The sequence below is a fragment of the Solibacillus sp. FSL R5-0691 genome (assembly GCF_037974225.1).
Classification (GTDB): domain Bacteria; phylum Bacillota; class Bacilli; order Bacillales_A; family Planococcaceae; genus Solibacillus.
The window spans coordinates 3,360,005-3,380,951 of sequence record NZ_CP150231.1; the positions used below are offsets into that span (position 1 = coordinate 3,360,005).

The 20,947-nt window shown below is 38.2% G+C and carries 24 protein-coding genes; 8 read left to right on the forward strand and 16 right to left on the reverse strand.

The genetic code is table 11. From position 1 onward, the window contains the following. Positions 1 to 4: 4 nt before the first annotated feature. From MKY51_RS16895 to MKY51_RS16905, 3 genes are all read right to left on the reverse strand, one after another. Positions 5 to 1,051, reverse strand: coding sequence for a DUF4097 family beta strand repeat-containing protein (locus MKY51_RS16895; protein WP_339174239.1), 1,047 nt, complete (start codon positions 1,049 to 1,051; stop codon positions 5 to 7). A 1-nt stretch (position 1,052) separates the two neighbouring features. Next, entirely contained in the window at positions 1,053 to 1,367 is a 315-nt protein-coding gene (locus MKY51_RS16900) for a PadR family transcriptional regulator (protein WP_339174242.1), read from the reverse strand. A 117-nt stretch (positions 1,368 to 1,484) separates the two neighbouring features. Further along, on the reverse strand, positions 1,485 to 2,144 hold the full coding sequence (locus MKY51_RS16905) for a phospholipid phosphatase (RefSeq protein ID WP_339174244.1): 660 nt from the start codon (positions 2,142 to 2,144) through the stop codon (positions 1,485 to 1,487). Between the two features lie 123 nt (positions 2,145 to 2,267). Here MKY51_RS16905 and MKY51_RS16910 point away from each other — a divergent pair, with 123 nt between their 5' ends. Both MKY51_RS16910 and MKY51_RS16915 read left to right on the forward strand, forming a co-directional pair. Next, the gene (locus MKY51_RS16910) at positions 2,268 to 3,479 is read left to right on the forward strand and encodes an FAD-dependent oxidoreductase (RefSeq protein ID WP_339174245.1); all 1,212 of its coding nucleotides are present in this window, start codon (positions 2,268 to 2,270) and stop codon (positions 3,477 to 3,479) included. A gap of 77 nt (positions 3,480 to 3,556) precedes the next feature. Then, a complete protein-coding gene (locus MKY51_RS16915; protein ID WP_339174248.1) occupies positions 3,557 to 3,958 on the forward strand; it encodes a PH domain-containing protein in 402 nt (133 codons plus the stop codon). A 40-nt stretch (positions 3,959 to 3,998) separates the two neighbouring features. On the opposite strand, the gene MKY51_RS16920 is transcribed toward MKY51_RS16915, so the two are convergent. After that, positions 3,999 to 5,702: a GGDEF and EAL domain-containing protein gene (locus MKY51_RS16920; RefSeq protein WP_339174251.1), complete on the reverse strand. Its 1,704-nt coding sequence runs from the start codon at positions 5,700 to 5,702 to the stop codon at positions 3,999 to 4,001. A 386-nt stretch (positions 5,703 to 6,088) separates the two neighbouring features. On the opposite strand from MKY51_RS16920, the gene MKY51_RS16925 reads away from it, so the two are divergent. The 5 genes from MKY51_RS16925 to MKY51_RS16945 all read left to right on the forward strand — a co-directional run bounded on the left by MKY51_RS16925 (position 6,089) and on the right by MKY51_RS16945 (position 9,311). Next, positions 6,089 to 6,631 carry a GNAT family protein gene (locus tag MKY51_RS16925; protein ID WP_339174254.1) on the forward strand — a complete coding sequence of 181 codons (543 nt, stop codon included), beginning with the start codon at positions 6,089 to 6,091 and terminating at the stop codon, positions 6,629 to 6,631. A gap of 19 nt (positions 6,632 to 6,650) precedes the next feature. Continuing rightward, entirely contained in the window at positions 6,651 to 7,823 is a 1,173-nt protein-coding gene (locus tag MKY51_RS16930; protein ID WP_339174257.1) for an amidohydrolase, read from the forward strand. A 44-nt stretch (positions 7,824 to 7,867) separates the two neighbouring features. Next, positions 7,868 to 8,428, forward strand: a complete 561-nt coding sequence (gene lepB, locus MKY51_RS16935; protein ID WP_339174260.1) for a signal peptidase I — start codon at positions 7,868 to 7,870, stop codon at positions 8,426 to 8,428. A 152-nt stretch (positions 8,429 to 8,580) separates the two neighbouring features. Further along, positions 8,581 to 9,111, forward strand: a complete 531-nt coding sequence (locus MKY51_RS16940) for a DUF6773 family protein (RefSeq protein ID WP_339174262.1) — start codon at positions 8,581 to 8,583, stop codon at positions 9,109 to 9,111. After that, entirely contained in the window at positions 9,108 to 9,311 is a 204-nt protein-coding gene (locus MKY51_RS16945) for a helix-turn-helix transcriptional regulator (RefSeq protein ID WP_079523390.1), read from the forward strand. The genes MKY51_RS16940 and MKY51_RS16945 overlap by 4 nt, the downstream gene beginning before the upstream one ends. A gap of 54 nt (positions 9,312 to 9,365) precedes the next feature. Here MKY51_RS16945 and MKY51_RS16950 read toward each other — a convergent pair whose 3' ends face one another. The 11 genes from MKY51_RS16950 to MKY51_RS17000 all read right to left on the reverse strand — a co-directional run bounded on the left by MKY51_RS16950 (position 9,366) and on the right by MKY51_RS17000 (position 18,738). Then, the gene (locus MKY51_RS16950; protein WP_339174265.1) at positions 9,366 to 10,430 is read right to left on the reverse strand and encodes a sorbosone dehydrogenase family protein; all 1,065 of its coding nucleotides are present in this window, start codon (positions 10,428 to 10,430) and stop codon (positions 9,366 to 9,368) included. 45 nt (positions 10,431 to 10,475) lie between these two features. Further along, a complete protein-coding gene (locus MKY51_RS16955) occupies positions 10,476 to 10,907 on the reverse strand; it encodes an NUDIX hydrolase (RefSeq protein WP_339174267.1) in 432 nt (143 codons plus the stop codon). A 106-nt stretch (positions 10,908 to 11,013) separates the two neighbouring features. Then, complete coding sequence (locus MKY51_RS16960; protein WP_339174270.1) at positions 11,014 to 11,550, reverse strand: GNAT family N-acetyltransferase; 537 nt, start codon at positions 11,548 to 11,550, stop codon at positions 11,014 to 11,016. A 16-nt stretch (positions 11,551 to 11,566) separates the two neighbouring features. Then, entirely contained in the window at positions 11,567 to 12,016 is a 450-nt protein-coding gene (locus MKY51_RS16965) for a GNAT family N-acetyltransferase (RefSeq protein ID WP_339174273.1), read from the reverse strand. 33 nt (positions 12,017 to 12,049) lie between these two features. Beyond that, complete coding sequence (locus MKY51_RS16970; RefSeq protein ID WP_339174276.1) at positions 12,050 to 12,469, reverse strand: ABC transporter permease; 420 nt, start codon at positions 12,467 to 12,469, stop codon at positions 12,050 to 12,052. 148 nt (positions 12,470 to 12,617) lie between these two features. Then, positions 12,618 to 13,439 (reverse strand): methyl-accepting chemotaxis protein, encoded by an 822-nt coding sequence (locus MKY51_RS16975; protein ID WP_339174277.1) that lies wholly within the window; start codon positions 13,437 to 13,439, stop codon positions 12,618 to 12,620. Between the two features lie 142 nt (positions 13,440 to 13,581). Beyond that, positions 13,582 to 14,712 (reverse strand): S-layer homology domain-containing protein, encoded by a 1,131-nt coding sequence (locus MKY51_RS16980; RefSeq protein WP_339174280.1) that lies wholly within the window; start codon positions 14,710 to 14,712, stop codon positions 13,582 to 13,584. A gap of 104 nt (positions 14,713 to 14,816) precedes the next feature. After that, positions 14,817 to 15,110, reverse strand: a complete 294-nt coding sequence (locus MKY51_RS16985) for a DUF5316 domain-containing protein (protein ID WP_339174282.1) — start codon at positions 15,108 to 15,110, stop codon at positions 14,817 to 14,819. 62 nt (positions 15,111 to 15,172) lie between these two features. Next, positions 15,173 to 16,354 carry an amidohydrolase gene (locus MKY51_RS16990; protein WP_339174283.1) on the reverse strand — a complete coding sequence of 394 codons (1,182 nt, stop codon included), beginning with the start codon at positions 16,352 to 16,354 and terminating at the stop codon, positions 15,173 to 15,175. A 128-nt stretch (positions 16,355 to 16,482) separates the two neighbouring features. Further along, positions 16,483 to 17,667, reverse strand: coding sequence for an amidohydrolase (locus tag MKY51_RS16995; protein WP_339174284.1), 1,185 nt, complete (start codon positions 17,665 to 17,667; stop codon positions 16,483 to 16,485). A 210-nt stretch (positions 17,668 to 17,877) separates the two neighbouring features. Further along, complete coding sequence (locus MKY51_RS17000) at positions 17,878 to 18,738, reverse strand: LysR family transcriptional regulator (protein ID WP_339174287.1); 861 nt, start codon at positions 18,736 to 18,738, stop codon at positions 17,878 to 17,880. Positions 18,739 to 18,879: 141 nt separating this feature from the next. Between MKY51_RS17000 and MKY51_RS17005 the strand changes: the two genes are divergently transcribed. After that, a complete protein-coding gene (locus MKY51_RS17005; RefSeq protein WP_339174289.1) occupies positions 18,880 to 19,848 on the forward strand; it encodes a DMT family transporter in 969 nt (322 codons plus the stop codon). A gap of 571 nt (positions 19,849 to 20,419) precedes the next feature. Here the strand turns inward: MKY51_RS17005 and psiE are convergent. Beyond that, entirely contained in the window at positions 20,420 to 20,848 is a 429-nt protein-coding gene (gene psiE, locus MKY51_RS17010) for a phosphate-starvation-inducible protein PsiE (RefSeq protein ID WP_339174290.1), read from the reverse strand. Between the last annotated feature and the right edge of the window lie 99 nt (positions 20,849 to 20,947).

A 20,947-nucleotide genomic window follows, 5' to 3' on the forward strand; every position in this document is an offset into this window, starting at 1 on the left:
TAGATTACTGAGCTAAAAGGTCCTCAACCGTAATTTTCCCATTGCTTGTTTTTAACTTTATAGTGTTTGCTCTAGTTCCATGCGAATAATGCGATGTTTTTTCATTATAAATGGATACAGATCCCCAAGCGGTCCAGCTATCAATTTCTATATTTTGAATTTTGCCTTCTGTACTCAATATTATTTGACCATTATCGGTTTCAAAATTTATAGGTGATTGGACAGTATTTAACTGTGCAACGATCCGGCCGTTTCGTGATCGTGCTTTAATTTCACCTAAAACATTTTTCATTTCGACACGTCCGTTATCTGAATCAAACTGAAGCTCTTGACCCTTCACATTCTCTGCGATAATCCGTCCATTATTTGAACTTGCCTTTACATGGTCAATATTCGTTTCTGTAAGCACCACTCGCCCATTAGCCGAATGGGCATCAAGAACTTTCCCTTGGATATAGTCTGTTAAGATGCGTCCGTTATCTGATTGCAGGTAAAATTCCTGCGCAATTGTTTCCGACACTTTAATCCGTCCATTGTCATTATGAATCACAAGCTTTTCATACTGCTTTTTAGGCAGATAAACAACTGTATCTATTGTATTGATCGTTCCTATTATCGTAATAAACCAAAAACGGCGAACCTGTTCCTGACGCTTAATCGAGATATATAGCGTATCATCTTTGATCTGCATCGCTGCTTCTGTCAGGTGATCCTTATCCTTTGTTTCAATAAGAGCCTCTTCAGCGTCAGTAGGAACAATTACCACATTCACACCGTTAGCTTCAATTTCTACATTTTGGTACGGAATTAGCTTATCATTTTTTACAACCGCAACATTTTCCATGAAATCTTCTTCATCATATGAAGCAAGGAGCTCTTCCGCCAATTCTTCAATACTTCCAAATGATTTTATAATATCTTCTGTCGTTTTTCCTTCTGTACGACCATTTTCAAAATACTCTTCAAAGTCTCTGCGGATGTCATCTCTTTCTTGCTGTTGTAATTTTACTAAATGGTAATCAAGTAAATCCAAAAATTGCTGTTCGTTCATTTTATTCGCTCCCTTGAATTAAAGTATTTACACCTGAAATAAAACTTTCCCATTCATTACGTAAGCTCTGTAGTTGTTCAATCCCTAGTTCGGTAATTTGATAATATTTACGCGGCGGGCCTTCTGTGGACTCCATTAAATATGTTGTAAAAAGACCGTCTTTTGTTAACCTGCGCAACAGCGGGTATACCGCCCCTTCTGATATTTCGATTTGTGTAGAAATTGCTTGAACGAGTTCATATCCATACATATCTTTCTTTTCCAACAAGGCGAGGACACATAAATTCAGCACGCCTTTTTTAAATTGAGGATTCATTATTTCACCTCACTACTATTCATTATACAGTAGTTTAACAAACACTATTATTCATTGCAAGGTAGTATACAAAAAATAATTGTGCTAAGCGATCCCCCTTAGCACAATTATTCTTCATTAAAATCTTCTATATGGTCTGTCATTCGAAAAATGAATCGCTGTCCACATTAAAGTCGCAATTAATACTAGCTCAAAGGCATTTGTAATTGCGTCACTCCCAATATCAATCGGAAATGCACTACCGATTGTCATAACGATTGTCCCGACAAGCATCCACCACCATTTTCTTTTCCTGCCAAGCATGATTGCGGCAATTAATAAAGCGACAAGGACAATCAAAATCATTGGCGGCGGTCCGGACGCTGCTTCTGTTGTACTGTAGCTAAGTACACCATACGATTCTTCCGGAGCTAGTTCCAGTCCACTCAATTCCGCAAAATATTCTACAATCATGGCAACAATCCATAAGGCACCAAATGTAAAGGGAACCCAGTTCTTATAGGCGAAGTGTAGATTTGCCTCTTTCATTACAAATAATGAAAAAAGTATTAACGTAGGGGTAAAGATTGCATGAAGCCAAAAACGGCCATAGCTTAGGGTTTCAAGAAGGTCTCCCTCTCCGATGAGATGCCCTAACGCTAATATTGCATTATCGTAAATCAGAGCGGCAATAACTAAAAACAAAATGGCAGATGCCGTTTTTTTATGTTTTGCCATTCCCCAGGCGAAGATGGCAATATAGGCAATCGTGAAAAACCCGAAAATATAAGGATCCATCATATCCCTCCTTTTAATTTCTATTCTTTCCCCTTTACCCCGAAAGTAAGTTATTAAAAATTTCAAGGTTAGAAACAGCAAAGAGCGGGAATTATTCTTTAGATTATACGAGGAGGACTATTTATGGAATTACACAACGGTTTATTATTTTGGCCAACAACACTTTTAAAACAACCTCACACCAACCCACCAATCAAACCTCATTATGATGCAATTGTCGTAGGTGCGGGAATGAGCGGAATACTGACAGCGAAAGCACTAATTGATGAAGGCTTAACGGTAGCCGTTTTAGAACGAAACGAGATTGGCTCCGGCAGTACCTCGGCAAATACAGGATTACTTCAATATTCAAATGATATTCAATTACATGAACTAAGTGAAAAAATTGGAGAGGAGGATGCTGTACGCTTTTATAAACTTTGCTATGAAGCAGTTGACGAGATTGAAAAAATTGCACAACCTCTAAAAGATACTGCAGATTTTATACGACGTCCCAGCATCTGTTTTGCCAGTGAAAAAAAAGATGTATCAAAGCTGGAAAAGGAATGTGAAATGTTGGTGAAGAACGGATTCCCTGCTGAATTTTGGAATGAATTAGTCGTAGAAAAGCGCTTGCCATTTAAAGCTCCTGCCGCTTTGTACACACAAAATGATGCAGAAATAAATCCTTATAAGTTCGTTGTTTCACTAACTGAGCAGCTGATTGCAAAAGGACTCGATTTATTTGAAAATACGTATGCCAATGTGATTGAAGATGAGGGAAATGAGATCACTTTGCACACTATGAACGGAACCTTTACAACATCCCGCATTGTATACACGACCGGGTATGAGCGTCTTCCTTACGGAAAAATGAAGGGGGCTGACATTAACCGTTCTTATGCGATTGTGACAGAGCAAAAACCCGGCTTTGAAGGCTGGTATGAAAATGCACTCATTTGGGAAACAGCTCGCCCGTATTTATATATGCGAAAGACGGTAGATCACCGTGTAGTAATCGGCGGATTAGACGAAAAGAAAGCCGATCCTGCCAAAAATGAAACAAAAGTGGATGCAATGGCTAACGTGCTGCTGGATAAGCTACATGAGTTATTGCCTGATGAAAATTTCCATGCCCCATATAAATACTGTGCTTCCTTCGGCGAGTCTTTAGACCATCTCCCTTTTATCGGACAGCATCCAGAACAGCCGAATCACTATTACCTGCTCGGATTTGGCGGTAACGGCACGGTTTATAGTATGCTTGGCTCTCAAATTATTGCCGACTTAGTCATGAACCGTCCGAATGACGATGCGCGCCTTGTAACATTGGATCGAAAATATGGAATTAAATAACCTATCCCCTATTACTAGAATTGTATTTTTAATTTCTGCCTCTATGTTATAAGCTATAAGGAGAAGGGGGCCGTTTCATGATTTTTAAATCAAAAGTGGATATTTGGATAGCTATAGTTTTTATTTTTGTGCCCATCTCGATGATATACGGGGTCATTACTGAACCAAGTGCTGTTTTGCTGCTTGTTACGGCACTTATAATTGTCCTATTATGCATCCTGTTTTTTGGTACAAAATACGTTATCGAAAAGGATGAACTCATCGTTTACGGCGGGATTTATAAAAAGCGTATTCCCATCAACCAAATCCGAAGCTTACGCCCATCGAAAAATCCTCTATCAGCTCCGGCTATGTCAATTGACCGGATAGAAATTACCTTTGACCCGCATATTCAAATCATTCTTGTCTCTCCAAAAGATAAGGAACTGTTTGTAAAAAAACTTCTCGAAATTAATCCAAGTATTACACTCATACCATAAAAAAATCCACGCAAATTGAAAGATCAATCTGCGTGGATTTTTATACGAGTATCCCCTTTTCGCTTAAACGTTGCGAAAAGTCATCGATCGTCAATGGGCGGCTATAATAGTAACCCTGTACAAATTCACAGTCAAACTCCCGTAAAAGGTGTAAGTCTTCATGTTCTTCGACACCTTCTGCCACTACTTTTAAATTAAGTGCGCGGGCCAAAGAAATCATCGCAGAAACCATCGCAATGTCTGCATTGTTTTTATACATTTCATGAATAAATGTACGATCGATTTTTAATAAGTCTACCGGGAACTTTTTTAAATAGCTCAATGAAGAGTAGCCAGTCCCAAAATCATCAATAGCTAACGTAATATCCATTTCATTCAATTGCTTAATTGTATGGAGCAAATCTGAATTTTGATCTAAAAAACTCATTTCTGTTATCTCGATTTCCAGCGCGCTTGGTGAAATTTCATGCTGCAATAAAATATGATTTAAGCGCTCGATAAAGTTATCTGCTTTCAAATGACTAGGCGAAATATTTACTGCTACGCGAAGATTTAAATTATACTGTTCATTCCATTCTGTTACTTGACGACCGGCTTTAGCAATAACCCACTCACTAATATCACTGATCAGCCCGAAATCCTCTGCAAATGGGATGAACTGATCCGGAGGTACAAAACCAAGCTCATCATCAAACCAGCGAATCAGTGCCTCCATACCTTCAATTTTGTTCGTTTGGAGATTCACTTTCGGTTGGTAATACAGTTCAAATGCCTCATCTTTAATGGCATCATGTAACTTTGTTTCCAATGTCAGTAGCTGGTTATGTGAAAAGCGCTGTTGTTTTTTATAGACGACAAAACCTTTATTGTTGCTTTTTTTCGCTTCATACATCGCAATATCTGCATATTTTAAAATATCTTGCGCTGAGTGCCCATGTTCCGGGTAATTTACCGCCCCGATGCTGATCGATGCATAAAACGCATGGTTATTTAAATTGAATTGGTGTTTAAATAACGCCTGTATATTTTCTGCAGTACTTTCTAACAGGTCTGAATCTCTTAATATACAGATAAATTCATCCCCACTTAAACGGTAAAAAGTCTGAAGCGGACTATTCAACGTTTTTGTTCGCTCTGCAATTTCTACTAAAAACATATCTCCAACACGATGACCTAAGCCATCATTAATATTTTTGAAACGGTTCACATCAAATAACATAAGTGAAAACGGTTGTTGCTCAACTTCGATCAGTGTTTTTAAATCATTAAGTAACATCCGGCGATTTGGCAGACCTGTCAAATCATCATGGTGTGCAATATGTATCATTTCCCCAATTTTCTTTTGTGCCGTAATATCGTTACGAATCGAAATATACTGATACGGTTTTCCTTTCTCATTCAAAAAAGGCACAATCGTCGTCTGTACCCAATATGTTGAACCATCCTTTGCGCGATTGCATACTTCCCCATGCCATGTCTTACCAGAACCGATCGTACGCCACATTTCCTTAAAAAATTTCTTAGGATGATAGCCAGAATTTAAAAGTCGGTGGTCTTTGCCAATGAGTTCACAACGTTCATATTTGGAAATTTTACAAAATCGGTCATTTACCATTGTAATAATGCCTCGTTGATCTGTAACAGCCAAAATGGACGACTCGTCTAATGCAACTTTAATATTTTGTAATTCCTCTACTGTTAGCTGCATTGAACTTAGCACATTTGTATCTTCTGTTTTCACCATCTATTCACCAACTTCTATTTAGTGATTCTTTTCTAATATATTTTCTAAAAATTTGCATTCTTCAAACCATAATTATAGTTCTTAGTTATTGATTTTGGTAGTTCTTTTAGATAATTTCGACTATTTTTTATAATTTTTTACTTTTTCTTTATATTTTTTACTTTCAGTTGGTCTCAGTTTCATTTGAAATCTATCCAATTTTTTACTTAAACATTCTATTAAAGTTCAATAATTTCTACTTTTACTGGAATATTCTGATAAAATAATAGTAATTTCCATTGAAAGGATTGATAAAAATGAGAACATTTACGAACGTGATTGAAAAGTAATCTTTCCACTCTTTTCAATCCATTATAAACAGAAAATTATTTGAAAAGAGGAAAACAATGTATACAGACCAGGAACTAATCATACGACCAATTTTAGAACAAGATATGGACCGTTTATGGGAACTCATTTATAAGGATGAGCAGCCAGAATGGAAAAAATGGGATGCACCGTATTATCCGCATAGAGCGATTCCATATGAACAATTTATCGAAACAATGCATGATTGGATCGGAAATACTAGCATGTGGGTTATTGAAGTGTCCGGGGTTGTCCGTGGGATTATCTCCTACTACTGGGAACACGAACCGTCAAAGTGGCTTGAAATGGGCATCGTCCTGCATGAGGGACAATCATGGGGAAAAGGTATTGGAACACGGGCACTAAAATTATGGATTGCACATTTATTTCATACAATGCCATTAGTGCGTGTTGGCTTCACGACATGGTCAGGCAATGAACGCATGATTCGCGTTGGTGAAAAGCTGGGGATGCAGCTTGAAGCCAAAATCCGTAAAGTTCGCTATTACGAAGGGCATTATTATGACTCGATTCGCATGGGGTTACTTAGAGAAGAATGGGAAGCATTGAATAACGAATAATTTTTCAGGGGTGGAGAAGATGAGCGTAAAAGAGAAACTGCAAGCAAACTATGAGGATATGATAGAAATCCGAAGACATCTGCATATGTATCCGGAGCTGTCATTTAAAGAAGTGAATACACCAAAACTCGTTGCCGAAAAGCTTCGTTCTTATGGGATTGATGTTAAAGAGAATGTTGGTGGTAATGGCGTTGTAGGCTATTTAAAAGGTGCCTTTGATGGACCGACAATTGCGTTCCGCGCAGATTTTGACGCACTACCGATTCAAGATGAAAAAGATGTTCCTTACAAATCGCAAGTCGATGGAGTAAGCCATGCTTGTGGTCATGATATCCATACAGCTGCACTACTCGGGTTGGCAAAATCACTTGCTGATAACCGTGACGCACTTCATGGCAATATCGTATTCATCCATCAATTTGCGGAAGAAGTTGTACCAGGTGGTGCAAAGGCAATGGTAGAAGCAGGATGTCTTAACGGTGTCGACTATGTGTACGGTTCTCATGTTTCATCGTGGAGCGAATTAGGTACTGTGCTGTTTTGTGAAGGCTACGCAATGGCAGCAGCCGACTTTTTTGAACTTACGATTCAAGGTAAAGGCGGACATGGTGCATCTCCTCACGAAACAGTAGACCCGATTGTTGCAGCGGCACAGTTTGTATTTGGTGTGCAGCCAATCGTCAGCAGAAATACTGATCCGATTGAATCTGCTGTTATTACAATTGGAAAAATTGAAAGTGGCACAGTCGGCAATGTCATCCCAGACAAAGCACATTTAACAGGAACAGTGCGTACATTCAATCCGGCGATTCGCGATATGGTAGAGCAAAAGTTGAACAATTTATGCAAAGCGATTGAAATTCAGTACGGTGCAACACTTGAATTTAAATATACTCGTGGCTATGACGCTGTATATAATCACCCGAACGAAACAGCTATGCTTCGCGAAGCTGTTTCAATAAACTTGCCGGACTTGCAAGTATTGAATGCTCCACCTCGTATGGGTGCAGAAGATTTCACTTATTATTTACAGGAAAAGCCCGGCACGTTTTTCTTCACAGGCGGCGGCAATCCGGAGATCGATGCCATCTACCCGCATCATCATCCAAGATTTGATGTTGATGAACAGTCTATGTTGAACATTGCGGATGTGTTTGTGGAAGCATTAAAGCTTCATGGGGTTGTAAAATAATTTCAACTCAAGCTGCTAGGTTCTTTAAGGAGGTGTTATAGAAAATGAAAAAAGAAAAAAATGAGCTTTTTGAATGGATTAAAGTTATCGCCATAACCGCCTTGTTTGTTGTAGCTATTCGAATGTTTATTTTCACTCCAATTGATGTGAAAGGTGCTTCCATGATGCCGACATATGAAGACGGAGACCGGATTATCGTCAATAAAATCGGAAAATCGCTTCATGATTTTGATCGATTCGATGTCATTGTGTTTGATGGTCTGGAAAGCGAATATTTTATTAAACGGATTATCGGACTTCCAGGTGACCATATCGAATATAAAGATGATGTACTTTATATAAATGGTCAGGAAATCGACGAACCTTATTTGGATGAATATAAGTCTGCTCTTAACGATCCTGGTGATTTGACTCTCGATTTCACACTGGAAGATATAGCTGGTGTATCAGAAATTCCGAATGACTATTATTTTGTTATGGGTGATAACCGCCGTAAAAGTAGTGACAGCCGAGATCCACGCATCGGGTTAGTCTCAAAAGATCAAATTCTCGGCTCTACATCGATCCGTTTTTACCCGCTCGACTCATTAGGTATTGTTAAATAATCAAAGAACATATGCCGTGACTGCTTTCATCAGCAGTCATGGTTTTTTTATTGCAATTGAATAAAATAAATTACAAAATGACATATATAAATTTCATTATGAATTATATAATGTATAATGAGATTAACAAAAACAAATATGGAGGGGATAAAATGGGGTTTTGGAACAAAAAGATAGTAGATGAGCGTGTGTACAACACGCAAAATAAAATTTACCGGGAAATCTATATACTTACGATGATCATTGTTATCGCTTCAATTGCGGTTAAATTTTACCTTTCCGGAATAAGTATGGAGTCTGTTGCAACAGAGATGGTCATTTTAATATGTGGGAGTTTATATTACGGCTTCCGTTCGGCGCAACTCGGGGTATTTTCGGATGAAGTTGAACTTCATGATGCCAACAGCAAGTTTTCATACAGTACAAAACAGCTGATTGTCGGTATTGGTTTAGGTCTGATCATCGCACTTTTCATGGGAGTTAACAGTGCATACCAATATGCGGACAGTTCTGCTCAAGCAATTGAATATTTCTTTATAGTGTTTATTGTTTCGCTTATGATTTACGTTCCATTCTATTTACTGCTTTTATTTGCTGCCTATAAAAGCGCATTGAATAAAAGTCAAAAAGTGAACCGTAAAATGCTTGAAGATGAAGATGATGATGCGGGGCGAAACCGATGAAAAATATACGCTTGAAAATGGCTCGAATTGAACATGATCTATCACAGGATGAACTCGCAAAAAAGGTTGGGGTTACACGCCAAACAATTGGACTCATCGAGCTTGGCAAGTATAATCCGACATTAAGTGTCTGTATCGCCATATGCAGAACATTAAACAAGACTTTGGATGAACTGTTTTGGGATGAACAGTCAGAATAACAGCAACGACAAAAAGAGGAGTGCAAAAGTTATTTCACTTTTACACTCCTTTTGCTATAGCTCAAGCTTGTACAGCTGATCATCTTTTTCTCCTGGTGTACCGCGCCCGTCTGTATTATTCGTAATCCAGTACAATGTATGATCTTCAATCCAGACATCGCGGATTCTTCCCATATTATTGACGATTTCTTTTACCTCTTTTGTCTGCAAATCAAATTCAAGGACTGCTGTTCCCCGCAGTGCCGCAACATATAGCTTGTTGTTGAAGAATGCCATACCGGAAGGGGCCCATGTATGTTCACTACCTGATGTAAATAAAGGAGATATGAATCCTTCCTGCGTTTGTTCTCCTTCTATTGATGGCCAGCCATAATTTTGCCCAGCTTCAATTTTATTGATTTCATCATTTGCGCTTTGTCCATGCTCACTTGCATACATTGTGCCGTCCGGTGACCACGTAATACCTTGCGGGTTTCGATGTCCGTAACTGTATACGTATGAGTTCGGAAAAGGATTGTCGTCCGGAATGCTCCCATCTAAGTTTAGGCGCAATATTTTTCCGCCGAGTGTAGACAAGTCCTGTGCAGTTTGCGGATTCGATGCATCACCTGCTGTCGCATAAAGCTTCTGATCCGGACCAATTTTCACACGTCCTCCGTGATGATACGTACCACTAGGGATTCCATCGAGAAGTACGCTTTGTTCCCGCCATTTATTATTTTCAAGGAAAAGTAATACAATCCGGTTAAATTGGTCACTCCCATTTTCATACGTATAATACGCATATGCCTCATTTGACTGTTCAAAATCCGGTGCTAATACTAAGCCAAGCAGCCCCGCTTCTGAAGCAGTGGAAAGCATTTTTTCAAGCTTCACTTCCTGCCTTGTCACTTCTCCTTGCTCCACTTTTACAATATGCCCTGTTCGCTCCGTTATATAAAAAACGTCACCAAGTTTATTAATAGCCCAAGGTGCCTCTAAATTAGCAGCAATTGTTTCGTATTGCACCAACGTTTGCGAACTATTCCTTTCACTGGTGGACACAAATTCCTTCTCATTTGTAGAACATCCTGTTAGACATACTAGGGAAATACCTAATCCAAAGAATAACTTTTTCACAGAAAAACCTCCTTCACGGTACAAATCGCCTCAAGGATACTTCATTTAAAAATCTATGAAAAACGGGTGTTTCGTTGCATCTAAACAATATTCTATTCTTTGGCGAAAATTTCCGGCCGTCACCATTTCCATGGCCTTTTCAATGGGGAAATAACCGACTTCCAGACTTTCCGGTGAAGTTGTCGGTGTCCCACCGATTGGTTTTGCCAGAAAAAGTGTATTGCAAATACATTTCTCTACATTTTGAAAAATACCGCAGAATTTAAGTATTTCCACGTCAATTCCCGATTCCTCTTTTGTTTCCCTAATCGCTGCAGCAGTCAAAGATTCGCCTTCTTCTACTTGACCGCCAGGCATTTCCCATCCTCTTTTAGGTCCTTTTATAAGCAGAATCTCATTTTTACTGTTCAGTACAATTGTTGCGGCAGACACAATATGTTTTGGCGTTGTATTTATTTTCTGCTGAATTTGTTCCAATTTCATCAGTCCTTTTAAAAGTTTCATTATCGCTTATTTTAAAAGGTTCTAGATAGAAAATTTAAAACCCTGCCATTAATAGAATGTTTCTTTAAGCCTGCATACTCTAATTAAAATATTCTTCAGCTAAAATAGCTAAATAATCCATATCTTCATATATATCGTCCTTTAAAAACTCCTGTCTATGGCGTCCTTCCCACACCATGCCGGACTTCTCCATTACTTTTCTTGATGCGACATTTCTAACCATGCAACGGCTGTAAATTCGATTTAACTGATGTTCCTGAAATCCGTAATCTATTATTTTTTTACATGCTTCTGTCGCATAGCCTTTACCCCACTCTGCGACATCGATAAAATAACCTACCTCTGCATTACGGTGGTTTTTTGAAACTGTAACGAGTCCGCAATTCCCAATATAGCGGCCGTTCTCTTTTAAAAACACAGCAAACTCATAGGCTGTCCCTTGCTCAAAGCTTTTTTGCAAATAGGAAATCCACTGATCAACGACTTCCCGTGGGTACGGATGCGGAATCATGACCATCGTATCCGCGATTTCCCTATGCTTTACCACTTCATAAATAGCATCCGCAAATTCAATTTCATATGGCTTTAATATGAGTCTTTCCGTTTCTAAAATCATTTCCTCATCCCCTAAACTATTTAATGAAATACTCCATATAAATATCATTTTCCTTAAAACCAATTTTTTTGTATAACGGTTTTCCCATCGGTGAGGAAATCAAAAATATGTGGTGCACATTTCTTTCTTGTGCTTCTGCCAGCAACCGCTCCACCAACTGTTTGGCAAGCCCTCTACCCCTGCTTTCCGGGACTGTATACATATTTAAAATATAGCCGCGAATTCCTGTAGAATTGGAATAACTAGGGGGAAAAGAAATAAACTGAATGCCCCCTGTAGCGATCGCACGTTTCTCTTCCTCGATAATCCATTGAACAAATTGATTAGAGTTTAATTGCTTATCAAAGAAGCTTCTTAATTGTTCATCGATATTGGAAGATACTGTTTGCCCTTCCTCCACTAATAATCGTTTGCGTAAATCTATTAATATTTCCATATCTTCTGTAGTAGCCAATCGAAACTCCATTTATATCCACCTTTCTGATTTTATGAATCTCTTCTATTCCCTATCTATCATGACGATCTTTTTCGTTTTGAACTTTTCTGAAACAGCATAAATTAGTGTGATTATAAGTGCTGTAATACATGGATAACCTATCATCACAACAATGTTTGTATGTTCGACTAAACTGAATTCCCCCCACTCAAGCCATAGACGCCAGCCCATTCCAAGAGCACTGAATAACAACGAAATGAAGAAAACCAATTCTATTTTGTGAACAAAAATCCCTACAAAAACATTTGCAACAACAATATAGATTAAAAACACTATCAATGTAGAGCCTAAATCAAATCCCTTTAAATTTGGAATAACAAAAGTAAAAGATATTCCCGTAAAAAATAGAATCGTAATGAGATTAAAAATCACGAAATGTTTTCTATACTTTTCTATTTTTTTATAATCATCGGTACCGAACATTCCATTCACCTCTTTTACTTATTGTAACAATTAATGGAATATATAGGAGCAGTAAATCGCAATATACTGGCTGCCTCCTTAAAAGCCGATTGAATATAAATTAAAAACAACCACTCCGATCATCTTTCGGAGTGGTTATTCGATTCTATTATTTTACTTCACTAATTTCCAACAACTTTTCTGCCGTGCCATTCACACTTCCATATGCATCGTTCAGTTCATGCATACTTGTAGCAAACTGTTCTGTAAACGCTGCGATTTGGCTTGTCGTTCCATTTACATCTTCAATGGAAACACGAATATTATTTAACTGCGCAGCAATTTTTTCTGCGCTTTCTTTGCTGTTCTGCGCCATTTTTTGAATTTCCTTCGCTACAACTGCAAAGCCTCTTCCATGCTCACCAGAACGGGCAGCCTCAATTGATGCATTTAATCCTAAAATTTGTGATTTCGATGCAATCCCTTTTACAAGTTCGACCATTTGATTAATTTCCCCTATATCTGCGGTCATCGTTTCTGTAGATGTGACAAGCCCGTCCAAACGATTTGAAACATCCATGCTCGCTGAAGTTAACTCTTCATTCGTCGCGGTCATTTCCTCTACTGCACTCGATAACTCTGTCGCTAATTGGCGCATAGAATCCATTTTTTCATTTGAAATAATGGCACTAACGACCCCAATTATTTCACCGTTATCAAAAATAGGCTGTGCTGTTGAAATATAAGCAAATCCAAATTTTTCAGGACCTTTTTCTTCTCTTAAAAAACGTTTGGATGTTAATGCCCGCTCTGTAACGGTTCCTCGGAAGTTCTCCAGTTTCATCCCTACAGCAATTTTCAAATCAATTACCTGACCAGGCTGATATCCGATAACCTCAGATTTATTTGCTACAACGATACATGCATCTTCCGGAAAAGTTGCCTGATATAACTCCATCGTATCTACTACTGCTTGTAATTTTGTATGCATCATCCATCTCCCCTTTTAAGTTATTATATACTAAATAATAATATATAAATATTTCAATTTTCAAAATACCATTCTATCAACAGACCGACATTTTTCCATAAAAAAATCCCCTCCTCTACTAAATAGAAAAGGGGAATTTTCACTATTCTTCTTCCATTGCTGCTGCAGCAGTCAGCATATTATCATAATCTTCTTCATCATAGACCAAATTATAGATTTTCCACAGGCCGTCATCTGTTTTCTTTAAGTAAGCCGTGCCGGATAAGTCCAATGTCATTTCCAGATTAAAGTTGATTTCCGGATCAGTCATCTTTATATGAACTTTCAAATCATCAATTTTCACTGCCGCAAAACGTTTATTCAGCGAAATCAACTTACTAGAATACTCGCCGATTTTTTGAGATGAACTCGAGCCAGTTGAAAAATCTGCGTCTTCCAATAGCAATTGACTATCAAGTGAATAAGCTAAATAGTACCCTGTTGTCGTTTCACGATAGAGCGCCTCCATATCATCCACATTTTCCGTGTCTGAAGAAAATTCAAACTCTTGATCAATATAGCGATTTACTGTGGCAATGATTGAAGCCTCATCTGCTGCTTCACCATTCTCTAAATGCAGTGCACGGTCAATCATCAATACTGCATGAGAACGTTTTGCATAATCATTCGGTTTAAATGTTTCTCCGTAGCCATTTACAATACCGGCACCTGCTGTTTTTACAATCGCTTCATAGGAATAGCTATTCGAATTTACATCGGTAAACAATTTCCCTGTTTTCGAGAAATCCACTGTTCCATTAAATGCACGATAAATCATCGCTGCCATTTGGGCACGTGTAATTTTATCGTTCGGTTTAAACGTACCGTCTTCTTTCCCGGTAATAATGCCTTGACTGCTGGCAATTTGGACAAAATCATAATACCAGGCAGAACTGTTTACATCAGGGAACTCTTTTTTTAGATCACCGTTTTTTAAATTCATTGCGTTCACTAATATCTTTGTAAACTGTGCACGCGTAATACTATTTTCGGGCTTTAAAAGGATTGAAGTATATTCGTATACTTCCCCATCTTCTTCATAAACTGTTGGTTCTTCATATCCATCGATAATATTTGCATACAAGAAACGTTCCAACTGCTCATATGCGCCATGTTCATAACTTACATCATCCATGTAATACTGATCGATTGTTTTTTCTTCTGCCGATGCTGGCGTTACAGTAATAAAACAAACTGCAAAAATTAATAAAAATGCTAATTGAAGTACCTTCAATCTAGTTAACCCCACTTCTCCAAAATCTATAATACCTTAACATATTACTTAAACTGAATTTATATGAATACAAGTATATAATGGTAATGTTTTTGAGTGATAAATTAATAGCCTAAATAATAGTAAAAAATGAATGCAACGACAAAGTTAGGAACTGCCATTATGAGGGAACACCAAGCAATCTTATTTCTTTGAACCCAGCTTTCTTTCGTTTCCATTGCCAAGTTTGCCCTCATCCGGTCACCATTTACAAACGCCCCGGAAAAAAGGCATGCCACAATTAAAAAGATAAAACCAATCCCGCTCGTAATATTGGAAATCATATAAACATCCCAAATAATAATAGCAAGCAAAATACCGATTAGAGATAGTCCTGTACCAATAAAAAAGTATTTCATATTCATTCCCCCTTCTCCTTTATACTTTCTTAATTTGGAAAAGGTTTCAAATCAGAAAAATGTTAAGCATCCTCTGGAATTAAATAATGATGGACAATACTGAGAAATCCTTTCGCCGAATTTTTCATTGCCCGTTCATCGATATTAAATTTTGGATGATGATGAGGAAATTGCGTAGCGGGGTCCTCTGTAGCTGAACCCGTATAAAAATATATTCCGGGAACATGTTGGAGATAATAGGCAAAATCTTCACTTGCCATAATAGGAGGGATTTCAATTACACTTAAATGGTCGATATTATTCAGTAAGTCTTTTACAATTTCTGCTTCTTTATCCGTATTTACTAATGGCGGATACCCCCTCTTATATTCCAGCTCATAAGTGGCCCCGTAAGTTACTGTGACATTGTTGAGAATATGGGTCAAAACCGTTTTGACATTTTCCCTTTGCCCTTGATTAAAAGTACGAATCGTACCTGCAATCGTAGCTTCTTCCGGTATTACATTTATTGCTACACCGGAATTGAACATAGTAATAGCCGCTACTACTGGTTGTACCGGATCAACTTTTTGGCTTAACAACAGATGAACTTGATTGACGATTTGTGCACCTATCACAATCGGATTGACTGAAGTGTGGGGAGCAGAAGAATGTCCACCTTTACCGATTATTTTAATCTTTACATAATCGCTGGAAGCCGTTGCATTCCCTTTTGGTACCGTAAAATTACCAAATGGAACAGAAGATAGTAAGTGATTACCGAAAATCACATCTACCCCTTCCAGTACACCTTCTTCTATCATTTGAATAGCCCCACCCGGGAATTGTTCTTCAGCAGGTTGGAATATAAATTTAACCGTTCCGTGTAACTGATCTCGGTATTTGCTTAATATTTTTGCCACCCCTAACAATGTTGCCGTATGTGCATCATGACCACATGCGTGCATAACATTCGGTACTTGCGATTTATAGGGAACGTCATTTTCCTGTTGAATCGGCAATGCATCCATATCAGCTCTTAGTGCAATGTTTGGCCCTGGATTTCCCCCTTTTAATATACCGACTACACCATGCCCGCCAACATTCCGTTGAACTTCAATCCCATACCCAGCTAAAATATCACCGACCATTCTCGCCGTTTGTACCTCTTGAAATGGCAGTTCAGGGTTCTCATGCAAATGTCTTCTCCAAGCAACCACTTGATCGTATACTGCCTCAACTTCTTCATGCCATTCTTTAAGCACTTGAACACACCCTTCTCTCGTTCGTTTTTACGCATCAAATTAGTATATACAGTTGTTGCATGAGATGTTCGGTATAGATGTTATCCAATAAAAAAAGCCTCGGCGTGAATCCGAAACTTTTATAAATTTTATTCTTCATAGTAGCCGGCAACAACCTGTCCCACTGCTTTTGCTGCTACTAGAAGAGCATCTTCATCGATATTAAATTTTGGGTGATGATTGTAGAAAGGTTTTTCCACTCCTTTTGGCGTACAGCCAATATAGAAGAAACAAGAAGGGAATTTTTCCGCATAATAGGCAAAGTCTTCAGATGGCGACATTGGTGGTACTTCCTTCACCTCTTTAATGTCCGGATCATCCGCATCTATTAAATAACCCGCGACTTTCGCCGTTAGCTCCGGATCGTTATATAATGGCGGGTAGTCATTTTCATACGTCAAATCGCAAGTAACACCAAATTGTTCTTCGAGACCTCTTACTAATCTTTTTACTTCCGCTTCAATCTTTTCTTTCGTTTCAATCGTCATATAGCGAATATCGCCTTCCAGTTCCACGCTGTCTTTAATGACATTGAATGTCCCTTTACCATCGAATGATCCTATTGTAATTACACCGATATCAAACGGACTTAATCGGCGGCTAATAATTGTCTGAGCTGCCGTGACAAAATGGGCACCGGCAACAATCGCATCGTTTGCCAAATGCGGTGAGGAGCCATGTCCGCCCCGTCCTTGAATTTTCAATTTCAAGTACGCACGGCCATTGAACGCAAAACCTGAATTATAACCGACAAATCCTGCAGGTCCCATAGGCAGCAAGTGAATCCCGAAAACATTATCTAAATCATCGAGAAGCCCTGACTCTACAATACTTTTCGCTCCGCCCGGCGGAACTTCTTCTGCATGCTGGTGAATAATTTTAATTGTTCCTGCAATCTCATCTTTCAACTCGATTAAACAGTCTGCCAATACAAGTAAATAGGCGGTATGTCCATCATGGCCACATGCGTGCATAACCCCTTCATTTACCGATTTGAACGGAACATCAGCTTCTTCGGTAATCGGCAGTGCATCAAAGTCTGCACGAAGCCCGATATTTTTTCCCGGCTTGCCACCTTTAATCGTTACGATAATTCCGTAGCCATTCCCTACGTTTGAATGAATTTCTACATCTTTTCCTTTATAAAAATCGAGAATATATTGTGCGGTGTTTTCCTCTTGGAATGATATTTCAGGATGCTGATGTAAATGTCTCCGGATTTGAATGATTTCATTTTTACGAACTTCCAGCATGTCCATTAGTTTTTGTCTCATGGTAACCACTCCTAAGTATCTATTTTAAATGAATTGTATCAAATGAGATAAATCCTCCATATTTTTAAGCATAACTTTAATGTCTTCATATCTCTTTAAATCATACTTTCCATTCGTAAAAGAAATGGTTAAAAAGAAAAAGCAATCGCTGCGATGAAAACGCATCAATTGCTTTAAATTTATTTATCCTTAAACTCTAAAGAATGACATTTAGATTAACTGTCGATTATGTTGAATTGTTTCAATAAATTTTTCGATAGTTGTCGTTAAATACGCATCTGCCCTGCGAATAAAGACTGTTTTCACCTTGCTGAATTCACTTGGCAATTGATGACAAGTAATCTCTCCGCTTTTTTCCAGGTGAGCTACCGCTGATTTCGGAACAAACGATACACCAAGTCCCATTGCTACACTGCGTATAATTGTTTCCAACGTTCCGAATTCCATTACTTTTTCGGGCATCGCACCTTCGTGCTCATACCACTTTTCCAGACGAGCCCGGTAACCGCAGCCTTTTTTAAAACATAGGAACGGTTCATCTTTCAGCCCCTCCAATGTCTTCTTACGAGGTTCTGTAATGAGGACAAGTTCCTCATCGAATACATCATACGCCTCAAGATCCGGATGAACATTTGAAGCCGTAATAAAAGCACCATCCAATTTATAATTCAATACTTTTTCTTCTAGTTTCTCAGTGACGCCTGTTACAAGTGACAAGTCTACATTTTCATAGCTTTTTATATAGGTAGACAAGATGTTCGGTAAATGATAAACCGTTTCTACTGTACCGATTTCAAGTTTGCCGATTGGTTCATCTTTATTCAGGACGGCGCGTTTCATTTCCTCTGTCAGCATTAATATCTTTTCACTATAGGCCAACAGTTTCTTTCCTTCGGGAGTTAATATCATTCCACGACGATGTCTGTTAAACAATGGTGTATTTAACTCCGCTTCAAGCTTTTGTATTCTTGATGTAATATTCGATTGTACGTAATTCAACTCTTTTGCGACTTCTGTAACCTTACCTTTATCTGCAACAAGCTGGAAAATTTCCAAGTCTTTAAACTCCACACTTTTCACCTTCCTTCTACATAACCCTCTATTATGGTATCAAAAAATATGATATTAACAATGTTTTTTATTCATTTTACGAGATACCATTTCAATTGTAAGATGATGTAGATATTAATTGAATGAAAGAGGTAAAGAAGATTGAAAAACAGTGTTTTTATAGGTTCTATTCTTTGTTTTATAGCTGCAGTATCATGGGGTGCCATGTTTCCGGTAGCACATGATGCGTTTAAACATATAGATCCATTTTACTTTACAATTTTCCGATATGGCGCTGTAACAATCATTTTGGTTGCACTGCTATTATGGAAAGAAGGAAAGAGTGCTTTCCGTATGGAAGGAAAAGGCCTTCAGCTTTGGTTTTTCGGTACAATGGCCTTTACAATTTATAATTTGCTTATTTTCTGGGGCGAAGATTTACTCGGCCAATCAGGTGTTATGACGGCCTCAATTATGGAATCACTGATGCCGATGATTTCGATTGTAATTTCATGGATGATTTTTAAACACCGTCCATCCCTATTTACATTGCTCTGTGTATTGCTGTCATTTGTCGGGGCAGTATTAGTCATTACAAAAGGTGATCTCCAGGCATTTTTAGGCACGACGGGTCAGTTTATCCCATCACTATTAATTTTTATTGCTGTCGTTGGCTGGGTTATTTATACAATGGGTGCCAATGAATTCAGTCATTGGTCTGCTTTGCGCTATTCGACATTGAGCTGTTTACTTGGAACGGTTACGGCATTATTCGTTACTTTAGGTGCAACAATGTTCGGCGCTGTACCGGTACCGGCTATTAATGATGTAGTCATAGTAGGTCCCCACTTACTGTTTATGATTATTTTCCCGGGTGTTATTGCTTTATTGGGCTGGAACATTGGCGTTAGCTACCTAACCCCTTTAAATGCATTACTGTTCATCAACTTTGTTCCTGTGACAACACTGTTCATTTCCATTATTCAGGGAAATGCGGTAACAGTATTCGATATTGTGGGAACGGTGTTGATCATCATCGCGCTTTTATCTAACAATATGTATTTAAGAATGCGTGACAAGAAAAGGACTAATCATTCCGTACGTTCTACATGGAGTGAAGGGGTTTCTTAATTACAATAAGCGACTGGGACATAATCCAAAAAAGCTATTTTTCTCTGAGAGAAAAATAGCTTTTTTTTTGCTGAGCGTTGAAATTGATTTCCATTCCGGGACGCTTTCCGCGGGCGTGGCCTGAGCCTGTAGTCTCAGGCGTCACGCTATTCCCGCAGGAAGCTTCGCTTGTAGCGAAAGGCGTAGCCGTCAGCTACACTCGCCCTGCATTCCAATCAATTTTGCAAAATATCCGTTATTTAACAAAGGGCTTCCTGTTATTTAACGGTCATTTTACTTATGTCCCACCCTCGAAATTCTGCTACTTTATAGTTCATTGTAAAAGTTCAATTGTTAAATAGTTAGCTTCCTATAGAAATTTACGCTATTTAAATGCTGTGACTATACTATGGCAACGATGATTTATAAAGTAGGAGATATTTTATTTGAAGATATTAAAATAAAAATGGCTGTTTCAAAGGATGCAAACGGAAAGTGGCTGTTGAATGTTGAGAAGATCAATTAACAGGAGTTAGATTGCAACGGCTAGACGGCTAACCTTATTGATTAGCCTTTTTGTATAAGTTGAAATTTACGTTTTTCTGTTCGGCCTTTCTCTCGGTGTAATATTGATAATATAATAGCTAATAATCAAAATGAGAATCACACCTGCAAAAATGAGTGTATCGATTGCGGAATCGTGTTCGACAATAATAAGCCGGAGCATTGCCGTAATTCCGATATACATAAAATAACGGAGCGGGAAATGATAATCCTCTTTAAAGTACTTCACAATCATTGTGATAAACTCGAAATACAGGAAGAATACTAAAATTTTAGCCAGAAAATATTTGTATTCATGCTTTTCCCCGTTGAATATGAATTTTAAAAGCTCGACCATTTCGATAATGAGCATGACGCAAAGAGCCAACGCCAGTACTGTTAAACCAATATTCAAAATCACTTGCAGTACTTTCGGAATGATTTCTTTATATGGCTTAGGTTTGGATAAAAATTTCATTTATTCACACCTCCAGACGTTATATTTTCAGATTATTCCATCATTTGAAGTGTGTCAATTTTGTAAGCGATTACTATTTTAAAAAATTTTCTGGCATAG